Annotated in this window: 24 protein-coding genes; 8 read left to right on the top strand and 16 right to left on the bottom strand. The window is 54.7% G+C overall.

What is annotated here, in order from left to right:
- Nucleotides 1–117: 117 nt before the first annotated feature.
- The 7 genes from ispC to rpsB all read right to left on the bottom strand — a co-directional run bounded on the left by ispC (nt 118) and on the right by rpsB (nt 6,264).
- A complete protein-coding gene (ispC, locus tag AC52W5_RS07320; protein ID WP_495670524.1) occupies nt 118–1,305 on the bottom strand; it encodes a 1-deoxy-D-xylulose-5-phosphate reductoisomerase in 1,188 nt (395 codons plus the stop codon).
- Nucleotides 1,306–1,307: 2 nt separating this feature from the next.
- On the bottom strand, nt 1,308–2,120 hold the full coding sequence (locus AC52W5_RS07315) for a phosphatidate cytidylyltransferase (protein WP_074972150.1): 813 nt from the start codon (nt 2,118–2,120) through the stop codon (nt 1,308–1,310).
- A gap of 44 nt (nt 2,121–2,164) precedes the next feature.
- Nucleotides 2,165–2,962 carry a polyprenyl diphosphate synthase gene (gene uppS / locus AC52W5_RS07310; protein WP_495670523.1) on the bottom strand — a complete coding sequence of 266 codons (798 nt, stop codon included), beginning with the start codon at nt 2,960–2,962 and terminating at the stop codon, nt 2,165–2,167.
- Nucleotides 2,963–3,077: 115 nt separating this feature from the next.
- Complete coding sequence (gene frr / locus AC52W5_RS07305; RefSeq protein WP_074972154.1) at nt 3,078–3,635, bottom strand: ribosome recycling factor; 558 nt, start codon at nt 3,633–3,635, stop codon at nt 3,078–3,080.
- Between the two features lie 142 nt (nt 3,636–3,777).
- Nucleotides 3,778–4,494, bottom strand: a complete 717-nt coding sequence (gene pyrH, locus AC52W5_RS07300) for a UMP kinase (RefSeq protein ID WP_074972155.1) — start codon at nt 4,492–4,494, stop codon at nt 3,778–3,780.
- Nucleotides 4,495–4,510: 16 nt separating this feature from the next.
- Nucleotides 4,511–5,419, bottom strand: coding sequence for a translation elongation factor Ts (gene tsf, locus AC52W5_RS07295; RefSeq protein ID WP_074972157.1), 909 nt, complete (start codon nt 5,417–5,419; stop codon nt 4,511–4,513).
- 89 nt (nt 5,420–5,508) lie between these two features.
- Nucleotides 5,509–6,264: a 30S ribosomal protein S2 gene (gene rpsB / locus AC52W5_RS07290; RefSeq protein ID WP_074972159.1), complete on the bottom strand. Its 756-nt coding sequence runs from the start codon at nt 6,262–6,264 to the stop codon at nt 5,509–5,511.
- 538 nt (nt 6,265–6,802) lie between these two features.
- Here rpsB and AC52W5_RS07285 point away from each other — a divergent pair.
- The 5 genes from AC52W5_RS07285 (at nt 6,803) to AC52W5_RS07265 (ending at nt 9,226) form a co-directional block, all read left to right on the top strand.
- The gene (locus AC52W5_RS07285; RefSeq protein ID WP_074972161.1) at nt 6,803–7,222 is read left to right on the top strand and encodes a DUF883 family protein; all 420 of its coding nucleotides are present in this window, start codon (nt 6,803–6,805) and stop codon (nt 7,220–7,222) included.
- Between the two features lie 37 nt (nt 7,223–7,259).
- Complete coding sequence (locus AC52W5_RS07280) at nt 7,260–7,628, top strand: phage holin family protein (RefSeq protein WP_074972163.1); 369 nt, start codon at nt 7,260–7,262, stop codon at nt 7,626–7,628.
- Nucleotides 7,625–7,972, top strand: coding sequence for a hypothetical protein (locus tag AC52W5_RS07275; protein WP_495670522.1), 348 nt, complete (start codon nt 7,625–7,627; stop codon nt 7,970–7,972). Before AC52W5_RS07280 ends, AC52W5_RS07275 begins: the two co-directional genes overlap by 4 nt.
- Before the next feature lie 270 nt (nt 7,973–8,242).
- Nucleotides 8,243–8,536: an EF-hand domain-containing protein gene (locus tag AC52W5_RS07270; protein WP_074972167.1), complete on the top strand. Its 294-nt coding sequence runs from the start codon at nt 8,243–8,245 to the stop codon at nt 8,534–8,536.
- 102 nt (nt 8,537–8,638) lie between these two features.
- Nucleotides 8,639–9,226 carry a shikimate kinase gene (locus AC52W5_RS07265; protein ID WP_177219673.1) on the top strand — a complete coding sequence of 196 codons (588 nt, stop codon included), beginning with the start codon at nt 8,639–8,641 and terminating at the stop codon, nt 9,224–9,226.
- Between the two features lie 55 nt (nt 9,227–9,281).
- On the opposite strand, the gene def is transcribed toward AC52W5_RS07265, so the two are convergent.
- The 7 genes from def to smc form a co-directional block, all read right to left on the bottom strand.
- Nucleotides 9,282–9,815, bottom strand: coding sequence for a peptide deformylase (gene def, locus AC52W5_RS07260; RefSeq protein ID WP_107761797.1), 534 nt, complete (start codon nt 9,813–9,815; stop codon nt 9,282–9,284).
- Nucleotides 9,805–10,551: an S-methyl-5'-thioinosine phosphorylase gene (locus tag AC52W5_RS07255; RefSeq protein ID WP_495670521.1), complete on the bottom strand. Its 747-nt coding sequence runs from the start codon at nt 10,549–10,551 to the stop codon at nt 9,805–9,807. Before AC52W5_RS07255 ends, def begins: the two co-directional genes overlap by 11 nt.
- A 16-nt stretch (nt 10,552–10,567) precedes the next feature.
- On the bottom strand, nt 10,568–11,113 hold the full coding sequence (locus AC52W5_RS07250; RefSeq protein WP_074972173.1) for a hypoxanthine-guanine phosphoribosyltransferase: 546 nt from the start codon (nt 11,111–11,113) through the stop codon (nt 10,568–10,570).
- Nucleotides 11,114–11,177: 64 nt separating this feature from the next.
- Nucleotides 11,178–12,062 (bottom strand): UTP--glucose-1-phosphate uridylyltransferase GalU, encoded by an 885-nt coding sequence (gene galU, locus AC52W5_RS07245; RefSeq protein ID WP_074972175.1) that lies wholly within the window; start codon nt 12,060–12,062, stop codon nt 11,178–11,180.
- 12 nt (nt 12,063–12,074) lie between these two features.
- Entirely contained in the window at nt 12,075–14,165 is a 2,091-nt protein-coding gene (gene ligA / locus AC52W5_RS07240) for an NAD-dependent DNA ligase LigA (protein ID WP_495670520.1), read from the bottom strand.
- Nucleotides 14,162–15,487: a cell division protein ZipA C-terminal FtsZ-binding domain-containing protein gene (locus AC52W5_RS07235; protein ID WP_495670519.1), complete on the bottom strand. Its 1,326-nt coding sequence runs from the start codon at nt 15,485–15,487 to the stop codon at nt 14,162–14,164. Before AC52W5_RS07235 ends, ligA begins: the two co-directional genes overlap by 4 nt.
- A 7-nt stretch (nt 15,488–15,494) precedes the next feature.
- Nucleotides 15,495–19,058, bottom strand: a complete 3,564-nt coding sequence (gene smc / locus AC52W5_RS07230; protein ID WP_495670518.1) for a chromosome segregation protein SMC — start codon at nt 19,056–19,058, stop codon at nt 15,495–15,497.
- Between the two features lie 142 nt (nt 19,059–19,200).
- Here smc and queF point away from each other — a divergent pair, with 142 nt between their 5' ends.
- Nucleotides 19,201–19,620: a preQ(1) synthase gene (queF, locus tag AC52W5_RS07225; RefSeq protein WP_495670517.1), complete on the top strand. Its 420-nt coding sequence runs from the start codon at nt 19,201–19,203 to the stop codon at nt 19,618–19,620.
- A gap of 34 nt (nt 19,621–19,654) precedes the next feature.
- Here queF and AC52W5_RS07220 read toward each other — a convergent pair whose 3' ends face one another.
- Complete coding sequence (locus AC52W5_RS07220; protein WP_495670516.1) at nt 19,655–20,791, bottom strand: PEP-CTERM sorting domain-containing protein; 1,137 nt, start codon at nt 20,789–20,791, stop codon at nt 19,655–19,657.
- A 261-nt stretch (nt 20,792–21,052) separates the two neighbouring features.
- Complete coding sequence (locus tag AC52W5_RS07215; protein ID WP_495670515.1) at nt 21,053–21,382, bottom strand: DMT family transporter; 330 nt, start codon at nt 21,380–21,382, stop codon at nt 21,053–21,055.
- Nucleotides 21,383–21,712: 330 nt separating this feature from the next.
- Between AC52W5_RS07215 and AC52W5_RS07210 the strand changes: the two genes are divergently transcribed.
- Entirely contained in the window at nt 21,713–22,876 is a 1,164-nt protein-coding gene (locus AC52W5_RS07210) for a DUF1207 domain-containing protein (RefSeq protein WP_081363431.1), read from the top strand.
- 89 nt (nt 22,877–22,965) lie between these two features.
- Nucleotides 22,966–24,810, top strand: a complete 1,845-nt coding sequence (recJ, locus tag AC52W5_RS07205) for a single-stranded-DNA-specific exonuclease RecJ (protein WP_495670514.1) — start codon at nt 22,966–22,968, stop codon at nt 24,808–24,810.
- Nucleotides 24,811–25,003: the final 193 nt, after the last annotated feature.

The following is a 25,003-nucleotide window of genomic DNA, read 5'->3' as shown; positions in this document are numbered from 1 at the left end:
TAAGCGCTACCGGAACCAGCCGAATATTCGGGTCCCCCGGATGAATGAGAAGCTTTCCTCAGAGGGAGTGGATAAACCGTTGTCCGACCTGCCGGAAAGGCCAATGATTGGGACACGTTACGCCAGGCACGTCAGCCATTCTCGGGCCGCTTCGCGCGCCACGCCGTCTGCCACCAGCACATCATCCAGAGTCGCAATGTCCCTGCGGCCAATTGTCTGCATGACATCCTCGATCATGGCGGGAATGGCTGTGAATGGCATTAGGCATTTGAGAAAGGAATCCACCGCCACTTCATTAGCAGCGTTCAGCACAGCCGGGGCGCCTCCCCCGCTTGCTAGTGCCTCATATGCCAGCCGCAGGCAGGGAAAGCGTTCAAAATCGGGGGCTTCGAAATCCAGCCGGGCGATCTTGAACATATCCAGAGGGTTGACTCCAGTCTCGATCCGTTCAGGGAAGCCAAGTGCATGGGCAATGGGAGTACGCATATCAGGATTGCCCAGTTGTGCTAATACCGAGCCATCCACATATTCCACCATGGAATGAATGATGCTCTGCGGGTGAATGACGACCTCTATTTGCTCGGGCGGCGCTTCGAACAGCCAGTGCGCTTCGATCACTTCGAGCCCCTTGTTCATCATGGTAGCGGAATCGACAGAAATCTTCTGGCCCATTACCCAATTGGGATGAGCACACGCCTGCCCGGGCGTTACATTTTCCAGTGCGGCCAGCGGCATCTGGCGAAACGGCCCACCTGATGCGGTCAGCAGAATGCGGCGCACCCCCACTGCGTGCAGATCGCCGCTGAAGTGCTGCGGCAGGGACTGAAAAATGGCATTGTGTTCGCTATCGATCGGGAGCAGCGTGGCGTGATTTTCCTTGACCACGTCCGTGAATATGCGTCCCGCCATCACCATTGTTTCCTTGTTGGCAAGCAATACCCGCTTGCCGGTCGCAGCCGCTGCAAATGTGGGACGTATCCCGGCCGCGCCCACGATCGCTGCCATCACGGTATCCACATCTGGCAGCGAAGCGACCTTTTCCAGCGAATCCACACCCCAAAGCACTTCAGTGGCAAGGCCTGCTCCACGAATTTCCACCCGCAGCCGTTCCGCGCTGGCCTCATCGAGCAGCACCGCATAGCGCGGCTCGAAGCGCCGGCATTGTTCCAGAATTTTCTGGACGCTCTTGTTCGCGGTAAGGGCCACAACCCGAAAACGATCGGGGTGACGCGCCACTACGTCCAGCGTGCTTACGCCGATGCTTCCTGTGGAACCCAGAATGGTGAGATGACGAACAGCGATCATGATCAGGTATGTAGCAGGAGAAGTGCCAAAGCCGCAATCGGCAGGGTTGAAGTCAGTGCATCGATCCTGTCAAGTATACCACCGTGGCCCGGCAAAATAGCGCCGCTGTCCTTGAGTCCGGCGTGACGCTTCATCAGCGATTCAAATAAATCGCCCACAATTCCCAGCGCGGCAAGAAGCAGCAGCAGCGGGATCAATAACGTGGCGGGAATCGCGCCCCCACCGTAACTCCAGATAAGCGCGTAAAGCAGTACCGCAACAAGCGCTCCAGCCACACCCTCCCAGGTTTTACCGGGACTGATGCTCGGCGCAAGTTTGTTTTTTCCCCAGGTGCGTCCGGAAAAATATGCGGCTGTATCGGATAGCCAGATAGCGCCCATGAACCCGAGCAGGAGGAGCGGATCGATTGCGCGCAGCTGGTATAACGCAAGACAAGTCGGCAGCAGCACCAGCCAGCCGATAAACGCGAGCAGGACGGGACTCCCGACAGGACGCTTTGATTTCAGGAAAATCGTCGCGCCGAAGATCCAGAATATCAGCGATGCAACGTAAACCCCCAGGAATGAGGGCGTATAGGGATCAACAGCAACTGCGCCGCTCAATACAAACAGGAGCTCGCCTGCCAGCAGTACCGTCAATAAAAGATAAGCGATGGTATGGTTGAGAGAGAACCTGGCAAGCCGGGTCCATTCCAGCGAGCCGGCGGTTGTCAGCGCAAGCAGTAACGCCATCCAGAAGATGGGAGATAGATAGAATAACGCCGCCAGAAAGGCGGATAACATAATGACGGCGGTAAGAATCCGTGCCCGGAGCATAGTTGAGACGGTCAGTAAAAAGCACGGATCGGAACGTGTGGAAGCTATGCCGTCGCTTTCTCGGCGACTTCTCTGCCCCCACGCAAGGATGATGCCGCCTGAAGCTGCTCGCTGGTTCGTCCAAATCGGCGCTCGCGTTGCTGATAAGACTGGATGGCGAGATCCAGGGCGCGCGTATCAAAATCCGGCCATAACGTGTCGGTAAAATAGAGCTCGGTGTATGCCAGTTGCCAGAGAAGGAAGTTGCTGATGCGCTTTTCGCCTCCGGTACGAATGAATAGATCGGGTTCCGGCGCATGGTTGAGGGCAAAATACTGCATCAGGTCTTTTTCATCGAAAGTCGTCGCCAAATGAGGACATTCGGTAAGCATTTTTCGAACAGCTTGCATGATATCCCACCGTCCGCCGTAATTAGCCGCAATAGTCAGCGTAAACCGTTCATTGGCAGCCGTGAGCGCCTCGCCGTTGCGTATGAACTCGACGATCTTCGGTTCGAATCTCGATAGATCTCCGATTACCTTGAAGCGGATACCGTTCTCATGCAGCTTGGACACCTCCTGCTCCAGGACGCTTATGAACAACTGCATCAGGAACGCGACTTCTTCAGGCGGCCTGCGCCAGTTTTCACTGCTGAAGGCAAATAATGTCAGGTATTCGACACCCCGCTCCATGCAGGCCCGGATTGCGGAGCGTACTGTCTCCACCCCACGCTTGTGGCCTGCCATGCGCGGCATGAACCGTTTTTTTGCCCAACGTCCATTGCCATCCATGATGATGGCGACGTGCCGGGGAACTTCGCCAGTTTCAGGTATTTCCCGGGTCGAACTGATGATGGCTGGCATGGAGAATACGGTTGAGATTCAAAATTGAAATCAAGGGTATTTTTATTTCAGGTGCGGCTATTCCGGAACAGGCAAGCGAAGACATCTGCTTTCACTTCCCGCAATATTACTTCATTTATACGGCCATCAGTTCGGCTTCTTTGGCCTGGAGGAGCTTGTCTATTTCCGCGATATAGCGATCGGTGAGTTTCTGGATATCATCCTGCCCCCGGCGTTCTTCATCCTCGGCAATCTTTTTTTCCTTGAGCAGGTCCTTCAGATGCGCATTTGCGTCCCGGCGAATGTTTCGCATTGCCACGCGCGCCGCTTCCCCCTCATGCTTTACCACCTTGGTGAGATCGCGCCTCCGTTCCTCGGTGAGCGGCGGCATGGGGACGCGGATCAACTCGCCTACGGTCGCAGGATTCAACCCCAGGTCTGAATTGCGGATAGCTTTTTCTATCGCCCCCAGCATTTTTTTTTCCCATGGCGCTACGGTAATAGTGCGGGCATCCGCAAGGTTGATATTTGCCACCTGGTTGATTGCTGTCGGATTCCCGTAATAATCCACGGTGATGTGATCCAGCAGACCCGTATGGGCGCGCCCGGTTCGTATCTTGCCCAGATCCAGTTTCAATGCTTCCAGGCTTTTCTGCATTTTCTGCTCGGCGGATTTTTTTATCTCGGCAATCATGATAGTTAGAAATGACGTAAATGATTATAGCCCAAGGCCATCCTGATTTCGGCACCCATGCCGCAGCACGATGCCGACAATTCAAGCTGTGGCCCCCTATAGTCCGGCCAGATAGTCAGTAGTCAGGGTAGCCAGAAAGCACTCAAACCTCCACCAACGTACCCTCTTCTTCACCCATGACTACCCGTTTCAACGCTCCCGCCTTGAAGATACTGAAGACTTTGAGCGGAAGCTTCTGGTCGCGGCACAACGTCAGCGCCGTCGCGTCCATTACCTTGAGATTCTCGGCAATGGCTGTATCGAACGACAGCCTCTGGTAGCGTTCTGCGTCCGGGTTTACCTTGGGATCGGTGGTATATACGCCATCGACCTTGGTGGCCTTGAGCACGATATCCACGTTCATCTCCATTCCCCGCAGAGCCGCCGCTGTATCGGTCGTAAAAAATGGATTACCGGTGCCGGCGGCAAAAATGACCACCTTGCCTGCCTCCAGGTAGCGTATTGCCTTGCCCCGGATATACGGTTCCACTACCTGATCGATGCGCAGGGCGGATTGCACCCTGCTCACCAGGCCCGCCCGACGCATCGCATCCTGCAACGCCAACGCATTCATGACGGTAGCCAGCATTCCCATATAGTCCGCGGTCGCTCGGTCCATGCCTTCCGCGGAGGAGGTCATTCCCCGGAAAATGTTGCCACCGCCTATCACTACCGCAACCTCGACACCCATCTGATTCACTTCGGCTATCTCGGCCACGATTCGCTCGATTACATCCCGGTTGATGCCATAACTATCGTCACCCATGAGAGCTTCGCCCGAGAGCTTCAGCAGGATGCGCTTATAAGCGGGTAAGGTCATGAGCAATCCGGCCGGGCTAAGAAGCTTTTTCCTGGTTGGCCTGACCCACTTGCGCCATGACTTCGGCAGCAAAATCGCCAGATTTCTTTTCTATCCCTTCCCCAACGATATACAAGGTAAAACCGTTGACCTGAGCGGATTTTTCTGCGAGCAGCTGTTTCACCGTCTGATCCGGATTTTTGACGAACGGTTGCCCCAGAAGCGTTATCTCGGCGAGATATTTGGCAATACGGCCATCGACCATGCGGGCAACGATATCGGCCGGCTTCCCGCTCTCTGCTGCCTGGGCGGTATATATCTGGCGTTCACGCTCCAGCAGCTCCGGAGAGACCTGTTCGCTTGACACGCACACCGGCTTGCTGGCGGCGATATGCATCGCGAGGTCCTTGCCCAGGACCTGATCGCCACCCGTATAATCGACCATGACTCCTATTTTTGCCCCGTGCAGATAGGATGCAAGACGATCCTGCGAACCGGCCACCTGATGGTGCGCAAAACGGCGTATGCTGATATTCTCGCCCAGCCTCATTACGAGGGCTTTCCGGAACTCCTCTACACTTTCACCGTTTCCCAACCTAGCGTTTGCGAGCGCTTCGTTGTCCGCTATGCTTTCCGTTGTCAGCAACTCTGCAAGACTGTGCGCAAAGCGGATAAAGTCCTCGTTCCTTGCGACAAAATCGGTTTCGCAGTTGACTTCCACCAGCGCACCGCTCCTGCCGTCACGTGCGATATGAGCCGCCACCATCCCTTCCGCTGCAGTCCGTCCGGCTGCCTTGCTCGCCTTGGCACCACTCTTGATCCGCAGAAGGTCTTCTGCGGCTTTCATGTCTCCGTCGGTTTCAGTCAAGGCCTTCTTACACTCCATCATGCCGAGACCCGTCATCTCGCGCAATTCCTTCACCATTTGTGCGGTGATTTCCGCCATATTCGCTCCAGATAATTTTCAAAAAAGAAGCGCTGGATGTACGCGCCTCCGGCACGGATTCACGTGCCCACTCCGACGAAATTTATCCCTTATCCCTGTTCGCCGGCTACTGCCTCAGCCGCTTCCTCGAAATCGCCCTGTACACCCTGTACAATTTCCTGGATGGCCTGATTTCGGCCTTCCAGAATGGCGTCCGCGACACCGCGGGCATAAAGGCGAATTGCCTGGCTGGAATCGTCGTTTCCGGGAATGACATAATTCACACCGGCCGGACTATGGTTACTGTCCACAATACCGACAATAGGGATACCGAGCTTCCTCGCCTCGGTTATCGCCCCTTTCTGATAGCCGACATCAATGACGAACATGGCATCCGGCAGACTCTTCATGTCCTTGATGCCTCCCAGGCTGCGATTGAGTTTTTCCAGTTCGCGCTGCAGATCCAATGCTTCTTTCTTGGAAAGCTTGTCAAGCGTCCCATCCTCCATCATCGTTTCCATATCATGGAGTCTTTTAACGGATTGCTTGATCGTCTTGAAGTTGGTGAGCATTCCACCGAGCCAGCGTTGGTCGACGAAGGGCGACCCGCAGCGCATCGCTTCCTCGCGCACGATGTCCCGTGCCTGGCGCTTGGTTCCGACAAATAAAATCGTGCCCTTGTTGGCCGCCAACTGACGCACGTAATTCATCGCTTCCTGGTACATTACCAGGGTTTTTTCCAGATTGATGATGTGTATCTTGTTGCGATGGCCAAAAATATAGGGCGCCATCCTGGGACTCCAGAAGCGGGTCTGATGTCCGAAATGAACTCCTGCCTCCAGCATTTGCCGCATCGTTACTGACATAAAATTTCCTCTTTTAAGGGTTGAGCCTCCATCCGCCATAGTTGCTCCCCTTCTATGCAGAGCACCCTTTTCGAAACAGGCAGATGTGTGAATTTGAACCGACAACCGACGTTTAACTTGGCCGTCCCATCTGGATGCAGTAATGAACGCTACCGCAGCAACTGTAGCGGCGCGAAGCAGTACCCGCGGAAAAAATGGCAGCAGGACTCAATCTTGCAAACAAACCTAAACCTGAGTCTGCAAACACTGGGCAAGGCCGAGTTAACTATAGATTATACCATTCCTGAATTGATTCACTCAATTGAACTTGTGCAACGCCAGGTACGGATACAGTGGTCCCACTATTCACAGGAGAGGAGCACCTCGCTCGCGGAGGGGAACTGAGGGGAATCTGCGGATTGGAACCTATGGATGTGCTATGTGTGTCAACGAACAGACCGGCATCTGCAACTGCCGGAAACTGGCACCTGACGCGTACTGAACAAGTACCGCCTATCTTTCAATGAAACCAATTTAATAAAAGGAAAAGGAGAAGAACATGGCACAGGATACCTCAAAGAATGAGAATGCGGCGAGCGATACTCGGGAAGCTGCGGAGAATATGACTCAGCATGCGGGCGATGCGGCCCGGCGTGTAGGCCGGGCAGCGAAATCGGCAGGCCAGGAAGTCGGATCGGTGGCAAAGGATGAATTTGCAAAGCTGAGAGCCGACCTGGATGATCTCATTTCCCGCATTCCCAATCTGTCAGACGTCGACCTGGAAGAAGCCAAGGAAAAACTTATGGCAAAAATTGCTGACACCCGTGAGGCTGCCCACGATCTGGCGGAGGACGCCCAAGAGCAATTCGACTATGCCGTCGAGTGCTCGAAGGAGTGTATACGTGAACACCCTCTTCAATCGGTTGGCTACGCGGCTGGGATCGGCCTGATAATCGGCCTGTTGCTGGCCCGTCGCTAAGCTACGTATTCCGCCATTTAGTTCGAGATGAACCGCCATGTTTGAGACCATTAAAAAAGCGAAAGAAATTGGAGTTCTCATCCTGGAACGCCTCAACGAATACATTGAGCTGGTAAAAATATCCGTGGAGATTCAGGGGAGGAACTTCAAGCGACGGCTGATCGGCTACGTCGTGATAACGTTTCTCTCCGTCCTGAGTCTTGTGTTCGCGGGAGTTGCCGTTATCGTTACTTTCTGGGACACCCCCTATCGCGTGGTCTCAGCCTGGGGTGTTGCCGCGTTCTATGCATTGACTGCCTTTGTAGTTTATTTCGCAACCCCCGGTCAGACAGATTCTGTTTCAGCTTTTGATACCGTGCGTGATGAACTACAGCAGGATATCAAGCTGATGAAGGATATCGTATGAGCACCTCGCTGGAATATGAAAAAAAGGCGCTGTTGGAGCGGATGCATGCCAGCCGCAGGGAATATCGATCCAGATATGGACATGAGGATGAGCAGACGCAGGTGACGGGCGATGATGTTTTTCCGCGCAGCCGGACATTCAGGTTCATAGCGCGCCACCCCTACTCTATCTCGCTGGGTCTGTTAGCTGTGTTGTCCGCAGTACCCTCCAGATCATTGAGCAAAGCGGTAAAAAGCGGCATTGCACTGTCCTCCGGCGTCCTCGGCAGCAGCGCGAGAACGCTGGTGATGCGTGAGGTTCTGCCGGCGGTGATAAGGTCGCTGAATTCCCGACGGCGGATGTAACTTCGAGTGTAGAAGTAATAAAAGCACCAGCTTAAAAGGCACAGGAAAAAATTAGTCATGGAGAAAGATTTTCCAATTTTCTCGGGAGAATTATGATGGGAAAATATTTTATCGCCTGGCTTCTGGGTGTACCTGCGTTTGTTTTAATCATCGTTTATTTTCTGATGAATTAGGTGAGGTCCCAATCCATACGGCGGGGCGGAGTTTTCTGCTTCCTCTGCCCCCTCCCTACACGCAACCGCAACCCAATCGCAATTCAGTGGAGTTGACTTGAAAAGTCGCTATATATCAGGAAGCATCAGTATCGCGTTGATAATCGTTGCTTTCGGCCTTCCGGCACTGGTCTTCGCGGAAGTTTCCGCGGAACGAAAACCGAATGATGTGCGGGAGGTTGTCACGCCGCCCTGGGAACTGTACGACACCGATGAAGATGGGTACATAACCATGAAGGAGGCCGCAGTGCAGAAAATGTCTCCCCAGGTTTTCCACAGTCTTGATATCGACCGGGATGGCAGACTGAACAGGGATGAGTTCACCAAAGTGCCTCCCATGCGGGAGAAGTGAGCAGCGGTCTTTTGATATTCCCTGTGAAAAATCGGGCGGAGTATTGAAAACTCGAGGCGGTGGAATAGGTGTAACACTTGTATTTCCGCTACAATTCTCCCGATGATTTCAACAGATGCAGTTGTTCCCGCAGTCGAGGCGAAAGGGGAGCCTGACACCCGCACAGCCACCGGAAACATCTTCCTGGTCGGGATGATGGGCGCCGGAAAAACGACGGTGGGCAGACTCCTCTCCCATTTCCTGGAAAAAACCTTTTACGACTCAGATCGGGAAATACAGAAACGAACGGGTGTCAGTATTCCCACGATCTTCGAGATCGAAGGAGAAGCCGGCTTTCGCAGGCGCGAAACCGAGATATTGTCCGAACTCATGAATGCAAGGAATATCATTCTGGCGACGGGAGGCGGAGCCGTATTGAGTGGAGCAAACCGGACAATGCTGAAGCACGGCGGCACCGTGATATATCTGCGAGCATCCATCGATGATTTATGGCGCCGCACGCGGCATGACAAGAACCGTCCGCTACTGCAAACCTCCGACCCTCGCGCAAGACTGGCTGAACTGTTTATGCAGCGTGACCCGTTATACCGGGAGACAGCGCATATCGTGGTTGAAAGCGGGAAACGAAGCCCTCGGCATCTGGCTCAATCGCTGGCACAACAGCTGACGATCTCATCCCGTACCGGATAAAATAAAAACCGGTTGGAAGGTTCTGTTCGTTTCCCTTCCGCCGATTGGAAAATCGCTACTCGGCTAAGGGTGGCCTGTCCGGGAACAGCACATCGGTAAAACCGAACGTGCGAAAATCAGTAATCCGCATCGGGTAGAGAATCCCCTGCAAGTGATCGCATTCGTGTTGCACCACCCGGGCGTGAAATCCCTCCACCGTCCGGTCTATGCGGTTACCATATTGGTCCGAACCCTCATAACGTATTCTGGCATACCGGGGGACCATCCCGCGCATGCCGGGAACGCTGAGGCAGCCTTCCCAATCCTGCTCCATATATTCCGTGAGAGGGGTCAGTACCGGATTTGCCAGCACCGTGTAGGGTACCTCCTCCGCATCCGGATAGCGCGGATTACTCTTCACCCCGAAAATGACAACCTGCAGGCCGATCCCGATCTGCGGTGCAGCCAAGCCGGCGCCTTCCAGCGCCTCCATCGTATCATGCATGTCTCGAAGCAATGTTTCAAACTCGGGGGTGCTGAAATTCTCCACCTTCCGAGCCACTTCCAGTAAGCGGGGATCGCCCATTTTGAGGACAGGTTTAATCGGCATCGAGCGTTACCACCCATTCGAGAATATTTCTGACCCTGACCATCGTTTTTTCCAGAACGTCATGCGCCTCATCCAGGCGAATGAGATGAGCACTGCTTTTACGGCCAGCCGCATAATTTGCGACTACTGCCATGGTTGCATAGCACAGGCCCAACTCTTTGGCAAGGGCGGCCTCGGGCATACCCGTCATTCCAACCATGTCAACCCCATCCCGCTCCAGCCGGTTGATTTCAGCCGCAGTTTCGAGTCGCGGCCCTTGGGTTGCCCCATAAACCCCTCCGTCAAGCACCTTTTCGCCGGCACATTCTGCTGCTTCCAGGAGACGCTTGCGGGTCAAAGGGCAATAGGGCTCGGTGAAATCGATGTAGGTCACTGACCGGTCCTTGCCATCGTAATAGGTATACTTGCGACTGTGGGTATAGTCGATAATCTGGTCGGGAATCACCACCGTGCCCGGTGCGAGATCAGGACGGATTCCACCTACCGAAGCAACCGCTATTACCCTCGTCAGATTCACCGACTGCAATGCCCACAGATTGGCGCGGTAATTCACCTCGTGAGGGGGAATCGTATGGCCATATCCATGACGCGCCAGAAAAACGACCGTATTGTCACGTATCTTGCCAAAAGTCAGAGGACCTGATGGTTCCCCATAAGGGGTCGTTACAACTTTCTGATGGGAAATTTCAAGACACTCAAGCTGGGCCATTCCGGTCCCGCCAATAATTGCAAGCATATCTCTGGATTTTACCTCACTCTTTCAAGGCATAGATGGCGGGCAAATTGCGCCATGCCCCATATATATCCATGCCGAAGCCGAAGACGTAGCGGTTCGGCACCACAAGACCCACAAAATCCGCCCTGATCGGCTTGGGGCTGGCAATATCCTTATCGGCGAAAACGGCGCTATAAAATGCTGCTGCACCGTGGCTCATCACCCATTCACGTATGGCGGCGAGCGTAATTCCTTCATCAAGGATATCATCCACCACCAGTACAACCCGGTCTTGCACATTTTCGCCCGGCGAGACTTTCCAGTCGATCCTGCCACCGCGCGTCTTTTCAGCGTAACGGCTGACATGAAGATAATCGAAATTAAGCGGGAATTCCAGCAGGGGAAGCAGTTGGCCGGTAAACACGACCGCGCCTCCCATGATGCTCAGCACCAAAGGATAACGATGTGCCAGGACAGCCGTAATATCGACTGCCATACGCCTGACGGTCTCCACTACAGCATCAGCAGGAAATATCTGCTCTGCTTCTCTCAGAATTTTCTGTGCATCCTCGTATGGGAGCATCGGCACGGGTAACCTGATGAAGAATAAGGAACAGGAAAAATTCGATCGGACAGCGGATAGATGGCTAGACGCTGGTATGCCCGATGCATCTGGCGTCGAGATACGCCGCAAACTCCTGCCCGACCTCCGGGTGCTGGAGCGCCAGCGCAATCGTGGCCTTGAGGTATCCTATCTTGCTCCCGCAATCGTAACGCGTTCCGCGAAATTCGTACGCCAGCGCCCGTTCTTCCCGCAGAAGCGAGGCGATTCCATCGGTCAGCTGAATCTCCCCTCCGGCGCCCGGCTGTACCCTTTCCAGATGCTCGAAGATCTTCGGGGTCAAAATATAGCGGCCCACAACACCCAGGGTGGAGGGCGCATTCTTCGGCTGAGGTTTTTCCACGATACCGGTAATGGGATGCAATCCATTCATTCCGGGGCCGCATTTCACGATGCCATAGTTTACCGTGTCTTCAGGCTCGATATTCTGTACGGCCAGAATCGAACAGCCATTCTCCTCGTACACCTTGCCCAGCTGCCGCATGATCGGCTCATCTCCCACGAGCAAGTCGTCTGCCAGCAGCACGGCAAAAGGATCATTTCCGACCGCGGGACGCGCGCAAAGTATCGCATGGCCTAACCCGAGCGCTTCTGATTGGCGGATATAAATACAATGAATATTTTTAGGCAGAATGCTTCGCAACATTTCCAGCGTTTCATTTTTGCCACGTGCCTCCAACTCGCTTTCCATTTCGTACGCTTTGTCGAAATGGTCTTCAATGGCGCGCTTGTGACGGCCTGTTATGAAAATCATCTCCGTGATACCCGCTGCGATCGCCTCTTCGACCGCGTACTGAATCAGCGGCTTGTCTACAATCGGCATCATTTCCTTGGGACTTGCCTTCGTCGCGGGGAGAAAACGCGTGCCCATTCCTGCCACAGGAAAAACTGCTTTACGTATTTTTGGCATTAACCCATCCGTTCAGGAATCCGCCTGCGAAGCCTGCAACAATCGTATCAATTCCGCTTCGTCAAGAAGCGCCACTCCCAATTCAACCGCTTTGTCATACTTGCTGCCCGGGTCCGCGCCCGCGACGACGTAATCCGTTTTTTTGGACACACTGCCGGCAACCTTTCCTCCCATCGCTTCAATTTTCTCCCTAGCCTCCTCCCGGCTCATGGTCGGCAGGGTTCCCGTCAGTACAAAGATTCTGCCAGCAATTTTGTTGCTTGCGGGGCCTGCCTCCAGACGTGCAGAACCGGCTGCATGGTCTGTTGTCTGTGTTCCCGCATCTTCTTTCCAGCGTATTCCCGCGGCGCGCAGTTGCTCTACAACCTCACGATTGTGCCTTTCGCCAAAAAAATCGGCAATGCTTTGGGCGATGACAGGGCCCACATCCGATACCTGCTGCAAAGTTTCCACGTCTGCGTCCATCAGGCGGTCGAGTCCTCCAAAATAGCGGGCCAGGTCCCTCGCAGTGGCCTCGCCTACGTTGCGAATACCCAGGGAATAGATGAATCGGGCTAGGCTCGTGTCTTTGCTTTTTTCAATTTCGTTGATAATATTTCCCGCTGATTTTTCCCCCATCCGATCCAGCGCGGCGAGCGCGGCCAACCCCAGCTTATACAAGTCTGCGGGGGTTCGAATGATGGCATTGTCCACCAGGTGATCCACCAGCTTATCGCCCAGCCCATGGATGTTCATGGCGCGACGCGAGGCAAAATGCAGAATTGCCTGTTTCCGTTGAGCGGGGCAAAACAATCCGCCCGTGCAGCGGGTCAGGGTTTCTCCGGGCAGTCGAATCGTCCTGGAGCCGCACACCGGACAGTGCTCAGGCATCACGAAAGGTTTCGCGTCCGACGGCCGGCTTTCTTTCTGAACTGCGACCACTTCCGGAATGACATCTCCTGCTCGCCGTACCGTTACCCGATCACCGATCATGACGTCCTTGCGTCGGATCTCATCTTCGTTATGTAAGGTCGCATTGGTGACGGTTGCACCTCCGACGAATACGGGCTTGAGGCGCGCCACCGGGGTCAGCGCCCCCGTTCTGCCTACTTGCACATCGATTCCAAGCAACTCGGTCGTTGCCTCCTGTGCCGGGAATTTATGGGCGAGCGCGAATCGCGGAGCGCGCGATACAAAGCCGAGTTTTTCCTGATACTCCAATTTGTTGACCTTGTACACCGTACCATCGATGTCATAAGGCAATTGTTCGCGCAATCCACTTATTTCATGATGATACTCCAACAGACCGGCAACGCCGGTCACCGTCCTGCGTTCACGCATTACAGGAAAACGCAGTGACGAGAGATAGTCAAGCAAGTGGCTGTGTGTATCATGGGAAACATTTCCCCCTTCGCGCGCACCGATGCCATATGCGAAGAACCTCAGGCTGCGATTGGCAGTAATGCGGGGATCGAGTTGCCGCAGGGAACCTGCGGCAGCATTGCGCGGATTTATAAAGGTCTTTTCGTTCTTTTCACGCTGCTGCCGATTCAATCGCTCGAAATCCGCTTTCAACATCAATACCTCACCCCGGACTTCCAGAAATGCAGGAATTTCGGCGCTCCCGTCTGCCGCCTTCAGACCAAGAGGAATGCTGCGAATGGTTTTCAGGTTCAAAGTCACATCCTCTCCGATGTAACCATCTCCACGGGTGGCTCCCGAGACAAGCATGCCATTCTCATAGCAGAGGCTTATTGCCAGACCATCGAATTTCGGCTCTACTGCATACTCGACGTGAGTGATGCCGAGGGACTGGCGCACGCGTCGATCGAATGCCTCTACCTCACCCTCCATGAATGCATTGCTCAGGGAAAGCATCGGGGTACGGTGAACGACCCGGGGAAACGCTTTGAGGGGAGGAATACCGACGCGCTGAGTGGGGGAATCGGGCGTTATGAGTTGGGGATGACGTTGCTCAAGCTCCTCCAGTTCACGGAACAGCTTGTCGAAGTCCGCATCGGGAATCGTCGGGGTGTCCAGTTCGTAATAACGGATATTATGCAGTTCGATTGCATCGCGCAGTTCCCGCAGATGACGCGATATCTCGCTCAAGCGTTCACTCACCCAAACAGCCTCAGCGCTATCTGACCCCCCGGCGGGATATTGCGCGCCATCATCACGGATTGAATGCTGCTCAATTGTTGCTTGATTTTCCGGATGCCGCTATCGCTCAATGGCACACGGTTGTCATCCACCATGAAACCCCCGAGTGCTTCGGAGAAAGTTTCAGCCAGATGCACCATCTGATTGAAAACGCGTTCACCATTGGCAACTCGCGGCACGTCAAGAAAAAGCGTGATGCCACGAGTGGTGAGTGTTCGAATACTGTCGGGAAGAAAAGGAGGTGGCTCATAATTGCCCAGGGAAAACAAAACAACGTTGTTTTCGTCCCGGTAATGAAACATCCCCTCGTCTCCCAGTTTGAAGCCGCATGCTTCCGCCATGACGCGAATCTTGGCGCCGGTAAAAACGCTGTTATCCCTGCTGATGATATTGATACCGGCCATGACATCCACCTGGGTACAGAATTCATCGAGCATCAGGGCCCGGCTGTAGCTTTTATGTATGTCAGGACAATGGGCAGTTGCATTGACGCGGGCCGCAAAACTTTCCGCCATGTCGCGAAATTCACCCAGACTCACTTCGCTCACAGGTCCTGCGCGATCAGCCAGTTGCAGGCAACCCTTCAGATTGACGTAGCTCGCTTTGCCCTCCCGGCTACGTCTATCCGCCGGGATTTCTTCCCAGGATGCATCTGCTTCCTGCTTCCCCATCCACCGCACCGGCTTGCTGAAATCAGATTTACGATCCAGCACGTCCGCCAGAGTTAAATCAGCGAACGGTGTCTCTCGGGCGATCTCAACCACATAATCCACTGCGTCGGAGACACTGTCTCCTTCGACCGATCTTTCCTCATCGCTCGCTGCGGCAACAGGTATACTGAATCTTTCATGAACAACGGCTCCTTCACGGCGAGAATCTTCATCGACCGATCTGCGGGCAGGCACAGTGAATGAAGCCGGTCCTTTAAACCGGGTGCGCTCAACCGCTTTCCCGGCCTTCGGCCTGGATGGAGGATGCAGAGCTGGATGGACGTTCGCTTTCTGGGCCGGTTCAGATACTTCCGGGGAAGCACTTGAATGCGTACCGGGTTCGGCTTCAGGTTCGTGCGGCTCGGCGCCGGTGCTGAGGCGAGGTTCTATTCTTTCCTCTCCTTTGGCAGATACACCCGCTCCCAGGAGTATATCCTCGTGCTCCCGGCTGAATGCCTGCTCTGCTTTCCGACGGTAGCGGCGTTGCTGCGTCCAGTTAAAAACCATTACGCCGAGCACCACGACGATGCCAATGCCGATCAGGCTGATTTGCAATTCACTTAGATTGCCCATGGTCGCTTCACGTTGCCAAGGCTGTATTGCCCAGTCTTACAGCCTCCTCCATTTCTACCGCCACCACGCGCGACACACCTTTCTCCTGCATGGTAACCCCTATTAATTGCTGCGCCATTTCCATGGTAATTTTGTTATGACTGATAAATACAAACTGGGTTTGACGCGACATCTTCCGCACAAGATTGCAGAAACGTTCAGTATTGCTATCGTCCAAGGGAGCGTCCACCTCATCCAGCATGCAAAAGGGTGCCGGGTTGAGTTGAAATAGAGAGAATACAAATGCCAGCGCGGTCAGCGCCTTTTCGCCACCGGATAACAAATGGATCGAACTGTTTTTCTTGCCAGGCGGTTGAGCGACAATCTGTACGCCTGCATCCAGAATTTCTTCACCCCTCAGCATCAGCTTCGCATGCCCACCTCCGAATATGGTGGGGAACATGTCGCCCAGATGAGCATTGACCTTCTCGACCGTCTCGAGCAGCCGCTCGCGGGTTTCACGATCTATGCGTCGTATTGCGTTCCTGAGTGTTTCCGACGCCTCTTCCAGGTCCTGCGCCTGTGAATCGAGATAGGTTTTTCGGGTCTGGCAAGACTGTAATTCATCAAGCGCCGCGGTATTGACCGGCCCCAACGCGGCGATATCGCCACGCAATCGGCTGACCTCGCTCTGCAATGCGGCAGGACGTGTCTTTCCCAGAGAATTTATCAATTCCTCTTCAGAGATTTCGCACCCCTGCAGTTGTTCGCCAAACTGATTCTCGGTAATTCTGGCCTCCTGCTCCTTGAGGCGCATATGGTTGATTGCCTCACGCAACGGATGCAATTTTTGTTCGGAAGCCATTCGCTCCTGCTCTATCTGCCGCAATTCCGCAGCCAGGGCTTCCAGGGCATTACGCGCCTCCGCCAGTTTCTGTTCACGCTGCTCACGCAATTCCAGCCGTTCCTGCAGCATTCCTACCAGATGGCTTTCATCGAAACTGTCTTGCTCGACCTGCAATTTCTCCAACTGAACTCCGAGCTCACCGACACTCCGCTCGATTCCCCCGATAGCATTTTGCGCTTCCGCGATTTTGTGCTCGCAGGTTTTTTCATGAAAGGCAGCTTCCTGCATTTCCCTCGATGCATTCTGAGCAAGGTGGCGCTGAGTGACGAGTGACTCCTCAGCAGCCTCGCGCGCGCGTTGCTCCGTTCGCACCTGCTCTTGCAGGAATTTGATCCGTTCGCCATGCTCGACAAGCCTTGCTTCGGCATCGCACTGACGGGAAGCTTCTGCCTCTGCATCCTGTTTGATTTCGGCCAGATCGCAATCGATCTGTTCGCGCCTCTGCTCGTTGCGTTCAGTTGCCTGGGTCAGCTTCAATGCCTGCATTTGCACATTATGATACAATTGCTGAAGCTGTTCATTCTCATGACGCAGACTGGACAGGGATGACTCCAGATCGTAACACGTGTCTCCGGCGGTATCGAGCGCCGACTGCTCGACGTCGAGCTTCGCCCTTAGCGCTTCCATTTCCACTTCAATCTGCGCGATCTCCCGTTGCCGTGCAAGCACGCCATGCAACTGCGAGTCAGGGGAGTAAAAGGTGAGGCTATGGCAGGTAACCACACAGCCTTCCTGCGTCACCAGCATTTCACCAGGTGAGAGCAGGTTTCGCCGGGAAAGCGCTGCATCGAGGCTATCAATCGCAAATATGCCGCTCAGCCATTCATCCACTACAGATTTTACACCCGTATCGCTGCAGGTCAGATAGGATCGCAATGCGACCTCTGCTCTCCCGTCTCTGGCAGGTTTGTCGCCCACCTCTTCAGCCTCTGCTACCTTTGCAGTCTTTTGCAACCTCATCCCTGCCGGCTCGAACAACGCACACTTCCCTGGCGGGGGGCTGGCCCACTCGAGCGCCGCCTCCAACTGCGCCACGCGTGTACCATTCAAACGCTCGCGCAGCACAGCTTCAAGCGCATCTTCCCAACCCTTCTCGATCTGTATGCCTTGCCACAACCGCGGTAGAGAATCGAGCCGATGTCTTGCAAACCAGGCGTTCAGTCCTTCACTGCTTTCAAGACGCCCCTGCAGACGCTGTAATGCGCTCAGCCGCGCTTCAGCCTGCATCATCTGCTGTTCCAGCGCCTGTACGTTGCGCGCAAACTCGCGTTTGACTTCCTCAGCGTCAAGCAGCAGGTTTTCTGTTTGCGCAAACTCCTCCTGCTTTTGTTTCAGATCATGAGCAATCGCTTCAGTCTCTCGGGTCAGATCCGATAACTCCTCGACCTTTGATTCCGGCAAGGCGTCACGCTCAACCAGCAATCGTTTGCGGCGTATTTCGAGTTGCTGAAACGCCTTTTCAGCATGGGCATGGTGACTTTTTTCGAGCTGCTCCGACTGCTCTGCCAGCAGCAGGTCGCGCTGCGTCCCGGCAAGCTTTTCCTGCCGCGTGCGAAAGATGGTTTCGGCCAGCGGCAATTTTTCATTCTCCACCGTGGCTTTCTGTTTACTTGCCTCGCTGGCCGATTGCGCCTGTTCGTACTCTTCGCGCCAGCGATTCAAGCTGTCCACCGCAGTATCGGCCTGCCTGGCATAATGCTCAAGTTGGTGCTTCATCGCGGCAATCTGTTGCGCGATGCGCTGATAATTTTCCCGCACGTGCTGTATCTGCTGTTCAGTGTACGCCACGTCGGCATTGGCCGCATACAGTTCGCCCTGAGTCTCATGCAAGAGATCGCTGGCCGCAAAATGGTCCGCGCGCTTTTCCTCAAGCTGTTTTTCGGCCCTGCGCAACGCCGCTGCCTCGGCTTCGTGAGTTGTTTGCAGAGATTGAATTTCCTTTTCCGCCAGTGCCCGCTGTGATGCGGCTTCCTGTTTGCGGGCAAACCACAGGAGATTTTGCGCCTTGTCCAATCGACTCTGCAAGTCCTCGAACCGACGGGCTATTTCCGCCTGCTGCCCAAGACGCACCAATTGCTTTTCCAATTCCTGGCAAATATCGTTTACGCGCAAAAGGTTTTCGCGGGTGTCCGCCAGACGCGATTCCGTCTCACGCCGCCGCTCCCGGTATCTGGAAATACCGGCTGCTTCCTCCAGAAATACACGGACCTCCTCCGGCTTGGCTTCGATGATGCGGGAAATCATTCCCTGCTCGATGATGGCGTAGCCGCGCCCCCCCAATCCGGTACCAAGAAAAATATCGGCAATATCGCGACGCCGCACGTGAATATTATTGATGTAGTATGTGGATTCTCCGTCACGCCTCAGTACTCGCTTGATGCAAATCTCCGCATAACTCGACCACTGCCCTGCTGCCTTGCCCAGGCTGTTGTCAAACGCCAGTTCCACGCTGGCCCTGCCCACAGGCTTGCGGCTCGTGGAACCGTTAAAAATGACGTCCTGCATCGATTCACCGCGTAGCGCGGAGGCCCGGGATTCACCCAGAACCCAGCGGACAGCGTCGATAACATTGGATTTCCCGCACCCATTGGGACCGACGACCCCCACCAGATCCCCTGGAAAGGGAATTTCCGTAGGATCAACAAAGGATTTGAAACCGGCGAGTTTGATGTGGGAGAGACGCAATTTGTCGTTTGCAAGCAGTTATAATGTGCAGCCGCAGAAGGCGATCTCCTGGATGAAGCTTCCGGTTCGGGAACATTTCAAATCATCCTGGAAAAGCCTCCCAAGGGAACTCATTCTAACCGATTTTGACAGAGATAAGAGAATGCCCAGCAACCCCGGCAAAAACCTGGAAACCTTCCCCAATCCTGCTCAGGAACGGGACTACCATATCCATATGGAGATTCCCGAGTTTACCTGTTTGTGTCCCAAAACCGGACAGCCCGATTTCGCGACCCTGATTCTGGATTATATTCCTGACAAGAAGTGTGTCGAACTTAAAAGCCTCAAGCTCTATATCTGGTCTTTCCGCGACGAGAACGCTTTCCACGAAGCGGTGACAAACCGGATTGCCGATGACCTGATTACAGCCCTGGAGCCTCGTTATCTGCGTCTCACGGCAAAATTCTACGTGCGCGGGGGCATTTTCACCACGGTCGTTGCAGACCACCGTCAATCCGGCTGGGCTCCCCTGCCTTCCGTAGACCTCCTTCGTTTCGATAGCCAGCCCTCCACATGCGGATGAATCTGCCCATCCGCATACCGGATGCAGCCCCTGTTCAGCAAGAATCTCTGCTCGCCATGCCAGCCCGCAGTCTTGCCTGATTTCTGCGCACGGCGCACAGCGCAGCCAGACCCAGCGCGAGAAGCGCCAGCGTAGCGGGCTCAGGGAGGATCGTTATTTCACTTGGGGGCGGGCCTTCCCCCTCCCCCGGATCGTTCCAGTTCCCGGTATCGCCATTCCCGCCACCCCAATCCTCATTTCCTCCGACTCCTCCACTTCCGCCGTTGCCTTCGCCCGTTCCACCATTCCCATTACCCTGATTGGGCCCGCCTCCTTCAGCTCCGCCTGGATTGCCTGTTCTGCTATTATCCGGGTCGGAATTATTACTGTCCGGTCGAGATATCCCGCCGTCCTTGCCACTCTCGCCTGTACCTGGAGTGGCAGCGTCACGGGGACCCTCCCCTGCTCCACCTCCGCCACCTCCCCCGGTATAGGCGCCGTCCAGAGCACTGCCATCCCTGACATTTCTATTTCTGGCGGCAATTGCGTTGGAGCCTCCCCCAGCCCTGCTCCCATTTCTATTCGCATTACCGCTTCCATCCGAACCACCCCCGAAGCCAATGCAGTCGCCATCCTTTGGCCCCAGTCCGTTTCTCCGAACCTCACGCAGTTGCGCGCACACTTGTGCCGCATTTCTTACCCGAGTCACGTTGCCACTATAAGAATGTGGAGTAAACGGTGTGGTTTGTGAACTACCTTCGATGAGCTGCCACTGTGCCTGCATGAACAGATCCGGAACAGCCAGCAGGTTTACCAGTCCTGCCTCATCATTGATGAAACCTGGAATATTGACGCCGAAAGCTTCATTCCCTCCGAGCAGAGGGAGATCTAAGCCGGTCGATGGAGAAGCAAAATCCTCGGACAGGGGAAGCATATCGAAATATCCCGCAGCCAATGGCAGAATGAACTCCGGCGACCGGTTCCAGGATGGATGACTTGAATGTCCCCCTGTACCCCCTGTACCCTCAGTACCATCCGCTTCCACCCTGAGCCGGGGGACATGATATTCGAATTGAGGGGCAGCAGACGCGACGGATTCGGACTGAAATAATGTGATCGCATACGTATTTGCCGAAAGCGTAATCCCCGCACACATGCCCCACCGCCACACAGCATTCCTGATACCCATCATTCGATCTCCGCTCCCATGTCCATTCTCACAATGCCCGCTTCGGCCTCGTATTCCGTTACTGCCAATTGAGAGGCCGCCGCAACAAGCCGGACGGGCAGGTGAATCGAATCGTAGCAACTCCCGCCGCCAAAACAATTGGACGTTGGTACACCGGGTGAAGAAAGCGGCGATAAAAGTGGGTGAACGGGGAAGTGGAGAACCAGGGCCTATATTTCCTTCCTGGTGTTTCTTCGGGATTTCCTTCCCGGACCAGGATATTCGTCAATGAACGGTGGATCTGGAAAATACGTTCAGGATAACCACGCCAGCAACGATGAGTGCGAGACCCAGGATAGCAGGACCATCGAGTGCTTGCGCGAGAAAGAGCCAGGCGACAAGCGATATGAGCACGATGCCGACGCCAGACCAGATAGCGTATGCGATCCCCACAGACAGGGTACGCAAGGCAAGGGAGAGGAAGAAGAAAGCAACAGCATAGCCTGCCACGACCACGATTGATGGCCAGAACTGCGTGAAACCATTACTCGCTTTCAGGGCTGAGGTTGCCACCACCTCGCTGACAATTGCAACAGACAGGAAAAACCATTGCATATCGGGAATCCTCAGGCAATTTCAGAAAAGCGCAATGAGGACAATCAATCCCGATGCGCGGTGTGTGCGCAATCATACCGACTTGTTATGGAGTCTCCGCTAGCATCCCCAACGGTGTTGGCAGTTCGCAGGTTCAAGGAACGCGGGGGTCCACGGGCAGCGTGGACGCTATTCTAAAATAGAACAAAAAGTCTTTTTATTTCCCGATCTTTTAGCGCATTATTTCTTATACACTCTGGCGAGCAAAGAGCCAGCGCGAACCAAACAAAGCGGCAGAAAGGCTAAATGTCATACCCTGTTCTCGGTTGAATATCAAAAAAGGGGGAAACCGTGCGATATCTGAATATCATCGCAGTCATGTTGTTTTTTACCTCAACTGTCCATGCTGCGGTAACAGAGGATGCCTATATCGCTGGTTACGCTGCGGGTGTCCTGAAACATGGCTTTGGAATGGAGATTCCGACTCTGGTGGTGAAAGATGGCATCATTACTGTAAGTGAGGATAAACTGAAATCCGAGAATCGCGGGCAGGTTGTTCAGGCACTGTTGAAAATCCCGGGTGTGACCGGAGTAACCATAGCGGAAAAAAGTGTCAGCAGAATTGCGGAACGCGAGGCATTCAAGCCTATTCAGCACCCTTCCGCCACCTCTCGGGAGCCGGGAACGGCAACGACCGAAACCGAGGCAGGCATACCCGCGGCGGGTCCCACCGTTCTGGCCACCGGGATGCTGCCCGAAGGGCATTTATTCAAACCCTTACTGGCCGATCCGCGATGGGCACATTTCTCCGCCGCATATCGCAACTATGTCGGAAACAACATTGACGGAAACAACAATGGCTCCGTCAGCTTTGGCGAAACCATTCCGTTCTACCGCGCGAATTTCGGACAATCCACGGTGCAGTGGGAAGCAGGTCTTCAAGCAGCCGTCTTCAGCGATTTCAATCTCGGCGCGCCTTCGACTGATCTCATCAATAGCGATTTCATAGCATCCGCTTATGGAAGTGTGCGGGCAGGTCACTTTTCTGCTTTTGGTCGTGTCTATCATCAAAGTTCTCATCTTGGAGATGAATTGTTACTGCGCAGGTTAACCAACCTGGAGCGGATCAACCTCAGTTATGAGGGAGCCGATCTCCGGTTGTCGTATGAACTTCCGTACGGGCTGAGGGTTTACGGCGGCGGGGGCGGAATCTTCCACAAGGAACCCTCGAGCATCAAGCCCTGGTCGATCCAATATGGCGTCGAATTCCGAAGCCCATGGCGGATCGCATTTTTACCGCTGCGGCCGATTGTGGCGGTTGACCTCAAGAATCATCAGCAGAACGACTGGAACGCCGATGTATCCGCCCGGGCGGGCGTTCAACTGGATCACTTCCGGGCATTCGGCCGCAACCTTCAGTTCCTGGTTGAGTATTTTCACGGAAACTCCCCGACGGGCCAGTTTTTCAGACAGCGGGTAGACTATCTCGGTATTGGAGCGCACTATCATTTCTGACCCTCATTACTGTAAAGAAACCGGGAAGGGTAAAGCGCTATACTGGACATGTCTGAGCCTTCTGTCCCTTTTGTCCCCTCTGTCCTGGCATGCCCAACACCATCGTCCGCAATTACTCTCGCCAGGCTTTTGATACGCTAATCCGGCACGGTTTCCACCCGGTCCTGGCCCGTGTCTATTCTGCACGCGGTATCGAAGAGCCACGCCAGCTTGAGATCGATTGGTCCCGCCTGATCCCCTTTGCACACCTGAAGAATGCAACCGTGATGGCGCGATTTCTGGCCGAGGCGATTGCACTCCGCAAGCGCCTGTTGATCGTGGCTGATTACGACTCGGACGGCGCCACGGCTTGTGCCGTAGGAATACGCGCATTGAGGAAATTCGGGGCCCAGGTCGACTACCTCGCCCCCAATCGCTTCGAGTACGGCTATGGTCTTACCCCGGAGATCGTACGCGTGGCTGCCGCGAGCGCTCATCGTCCGGATATTCTGATTACGGTCGATAATGGCATCGCCAGCGTGGAAGGCATTGCCGAGGCCAATCGCCTCGGAATGCAGGTTCTCGTCACTGATCATCATCTTCCAGGCGATACGCTGCCTGAGGCGGTCGTCATCGTCAATCCCAACCAGCCCGGCTGTGATTTTCCCAGTAAGCACCTCTCCGGCGTGGGCGTCCTGTTCTATGTCATGCTCGCGCTGCGGGCTGAACTACGGGCAAAAGGCGTGTTTGCATCTCCGCAGCAGGAACCAAATCTGGGGAGCCTGCTGGATCTGGTTGCGCTGGGCACCGTGGCGGATGTCGTGAAGCTCGACGACAACAATCGGCTTCTGGTACAGCAGGGTTTGAAACGCATTCGCAAGGGAAATGGATGCGCGGGCATCAACGCTCTGATCAACGTTGCGCGGCGGGATTTCAGGCAAACCTCCACCTACGAGCTGGGTTTCATGATTGGACCGAGACTGAACGCGGCAGGACGGCTGGACGATATGTCCCTGGGCATCGAGTGCCTCATTACCGATGACCCCACGCGCGCTGCCCAGCTTGCGCTGCAACTGGACACATTCAACCGCAAGCGGCAGGAAATTGAATCCGGCATGCGGGATAGTGCCCTGCACATGCTGGAGAATATCTTTTCTGGTAGCAGTGGTTTGCAGGACTCGGCCACGCTGCGGTCATCGGATATTATGCCCGAAGGGACAGGCCTATCCCAATCGAATGATTCCGCGCGAGAGGCGCCGACCGCGTATGCCTTGACCCTGTTCGATCCCGGCTGGCACCAGGGGGTAATCGGCATACTGGCGTCGCGCATAAAGGATAAATTTCATCGCCCGGTTATCGCATTTGCACTGGGGGGCCAGGATGAGCTGAAAGGGTCGGGGCGGTCCATACCGGGCTTCCACTTGAGAGATGCGCTGGATCGGGTTTCAAAACGCTATGCCGGGCTTTTGCTCAAATTCGGTGGTCATTCCGCGGCAGCTGGCCTGACCATACGTACATGCGATTTCGAAAAATTCTGCCATGCCTTCGAACAGACTGCCAGGGAATTGCTGGGGCCCGCGGATCTCAGGCGGGTCATCGAAACCGACGGCGACCTGGATGAATCCGAAATAACTCTGGAACTGGCTGAACATCTCATGCGGCAGGCATGGGGACAGGGATTCCCGCAACCCGCGTTTCGCAGCCGCTTTCATGTGGAAGACCAGCGTGTCGTCGGACAAAAACACCTTAAATTAAAATTAAGAAAGACGCGGACCGAAACCGGAAACGGCCAGCCGGAGAAATCAGTCTTTCTTTATGACGCTATACTGTTCCTCCATGACGCCCCTCTTCCCGGGGTAATAGACGCCGTTTACCGATTGCAGGTAAATGACTTCAAGGGTGATGCTTCCCTGCAATTTGTCCTGGAGTATTGGTCAGAAGCAACCATGATGTAATCAAGAATCCTCGCTCATTCCGCGCGCCCGCGTTTACAGCATCTCCACTCCATGGCTGACATATAATATTTGACCGACCAGCATGATGCGGCGAGCCGGTCAAATCCCGTTGGGGTGGCTGTCCAGTTCCTGTTTGATTACAATCCACCGATTTTCGCGCCCCGGCGCTCACCCAACTGTCACCTTCTGTCAC

The sequence above is a fragment of the Nitrosospira sp. CT genome (genome assembly GCF_059489795.1).
This window is presented reverse-complemented; position numbering and strand designations above follow the sequence as displayed.

What these genes read in the sequence shown, in the direction of transcription:
- ispC (WP_495670524.1), bottom strand. Translation starts at nt 1,305, where the DNA reads ATGATCGCTGTTCGTCATCTCACCATTCTGGGTTCCACAGGAAGCATC.
- AC52W5_RS07315 (WP_074972150.1), bottom strand. Translation starts at nt 2,120, where the DNA reads ATGCTCCGGGCACGGATTCTTACCGCCGTCATTATGTTATCCGCCTTT.
- uppS (WP_495670523.1), bottom strand. Translation starts at nt 2,962, where the DNA reads ATGCCAGCCATCATCAGTTCGACCCGGGAAATACCTGAAACTGGCGAA.
- frr (WP_074972154.1), bottom strand. Translation starts at nt 3,635, where the DNA reads ATGATTGCCGAGATAAAAAAATCCGCCGAGCAGAAAATGCAGAAAAGC.
- pyrH (WP_074972155.1), bottom strand. Translation starts at nt 4,494, where the DNA reads ATGACCTTACCCGCTTATAAGCGCATCCTGCTGAAGCTCTCGGGCGAA.
- tsf (WP_074972157.1), bottom strand. Translation starts at nt 5,419, where the DNA reads ATGGCGGAAATCACCGCACAAATGGTGAAGGAATTGCGCGAGATGACG.
- rpsB (WP_074972159.1), bottom strand. Translation starts at nt 6,264, where the DNA reads ATGTCAGTAACGATGCGGCAAATGCTGGAGGCAGGAGTTCATTTCGGA.
- AC52W5_RS07285 (WP_074972161.1), top strand. Translation starts at nt 6,803, where the DNA reads ATGGCACAGGATACCTCAAAGAATGAGAATGCGGCGAGCGATACTCGG.
- AC52W5_RS07280 (WP_074972163.1), top strand. Translation starts at nt 7,260, where the DNA reads ATGTTTGAGACCATTAAAAAAGCGAAAGAAATTGGAGTTCTCATCCTG.
- AC52W5_RS07275 (WP_495670522.1), top strand. Translation starts at nt 7,625, where the DNA reads ATGAGCACCTCGCTGGAATATGAAAAAAAGGCGCTGTTGGAGCGGATG.
- AC52W5_RS07265 (WP_177219673.1), top strand. Translation starts at nt 8,639, where the DNA reads ATGATTTCAACAGATGCAGTTGTTCCCGCAGTCGAGGCGAAAGGGGAG.
- def (WP_107761797.1), bottom strand. Translation starts at nt 9,815, where the DNA reads ATGCCGATTAAACCTGTCCTCAAAATGGGCGATCCCCGCTTACTGGAA.
- AC52W5_RS07255 (WP_495670521.1), bottom strand. Translation starts at nt 10,551, where the DNA reads ATGCTTGCAATTATTGGCGGGACCGGAATGGCCCAGCTTGAGTGTCTT.
- AC52W5_RS07250 (WP_074972173.1), bottom strand. Translation starts at nt 11,113, where the DNA reads ATGCTCCCATACGAGGATGCACAGAAAATTCTGAGAGAAGCAGAGCAG.
- galU (WP_074972175.1), bottom strand. Translation starts at nt 12,062, where the DNA reads ATGCCAAAAATACGTAAAGCAGTTTTTCCTGTGGCAGGAATGGGCACG.
- AC52W5_RS07235 (WP_495670519.1), bottom strand. Translation starts at nt 15,487, where the DNA reads ATGGGCAATCTAAGTGAATTGCAAATCAGCCTGATCGGCATTGGCATC.
- queF (WP_495670517.1), top strand. Translation starts at nt 19,201, where the DNA reads ATGCCCAGCAACCCCGGCAAAAACCTGGAAACCTTCCCCAATCCTGCT.
- AC52W5_RS07220 (WP_495670516.1), bottom strand. Translation starts at nt 20,791, where the DNA reads ATGATGGGTATCAGGAATGCTGTGTGGCGGTGGGGCATGTGTGCGGGG.
- AC52W5_RS07215 (WP_495670515.1), bottom strand. Translation starts at nt 21,382, where the DNA reads ATGCAATGGTTTTTCCTGTCTGTTGCAATTGTCAGCGAGGTGGTGGCA.
- recJ (WP_495670514.1), top strand. Translation starts at nt 22,966, where the DNA reads ATGCCCAACACCATCGTCCGCAATTACTCTCGCCAGGCTTTTGATACG.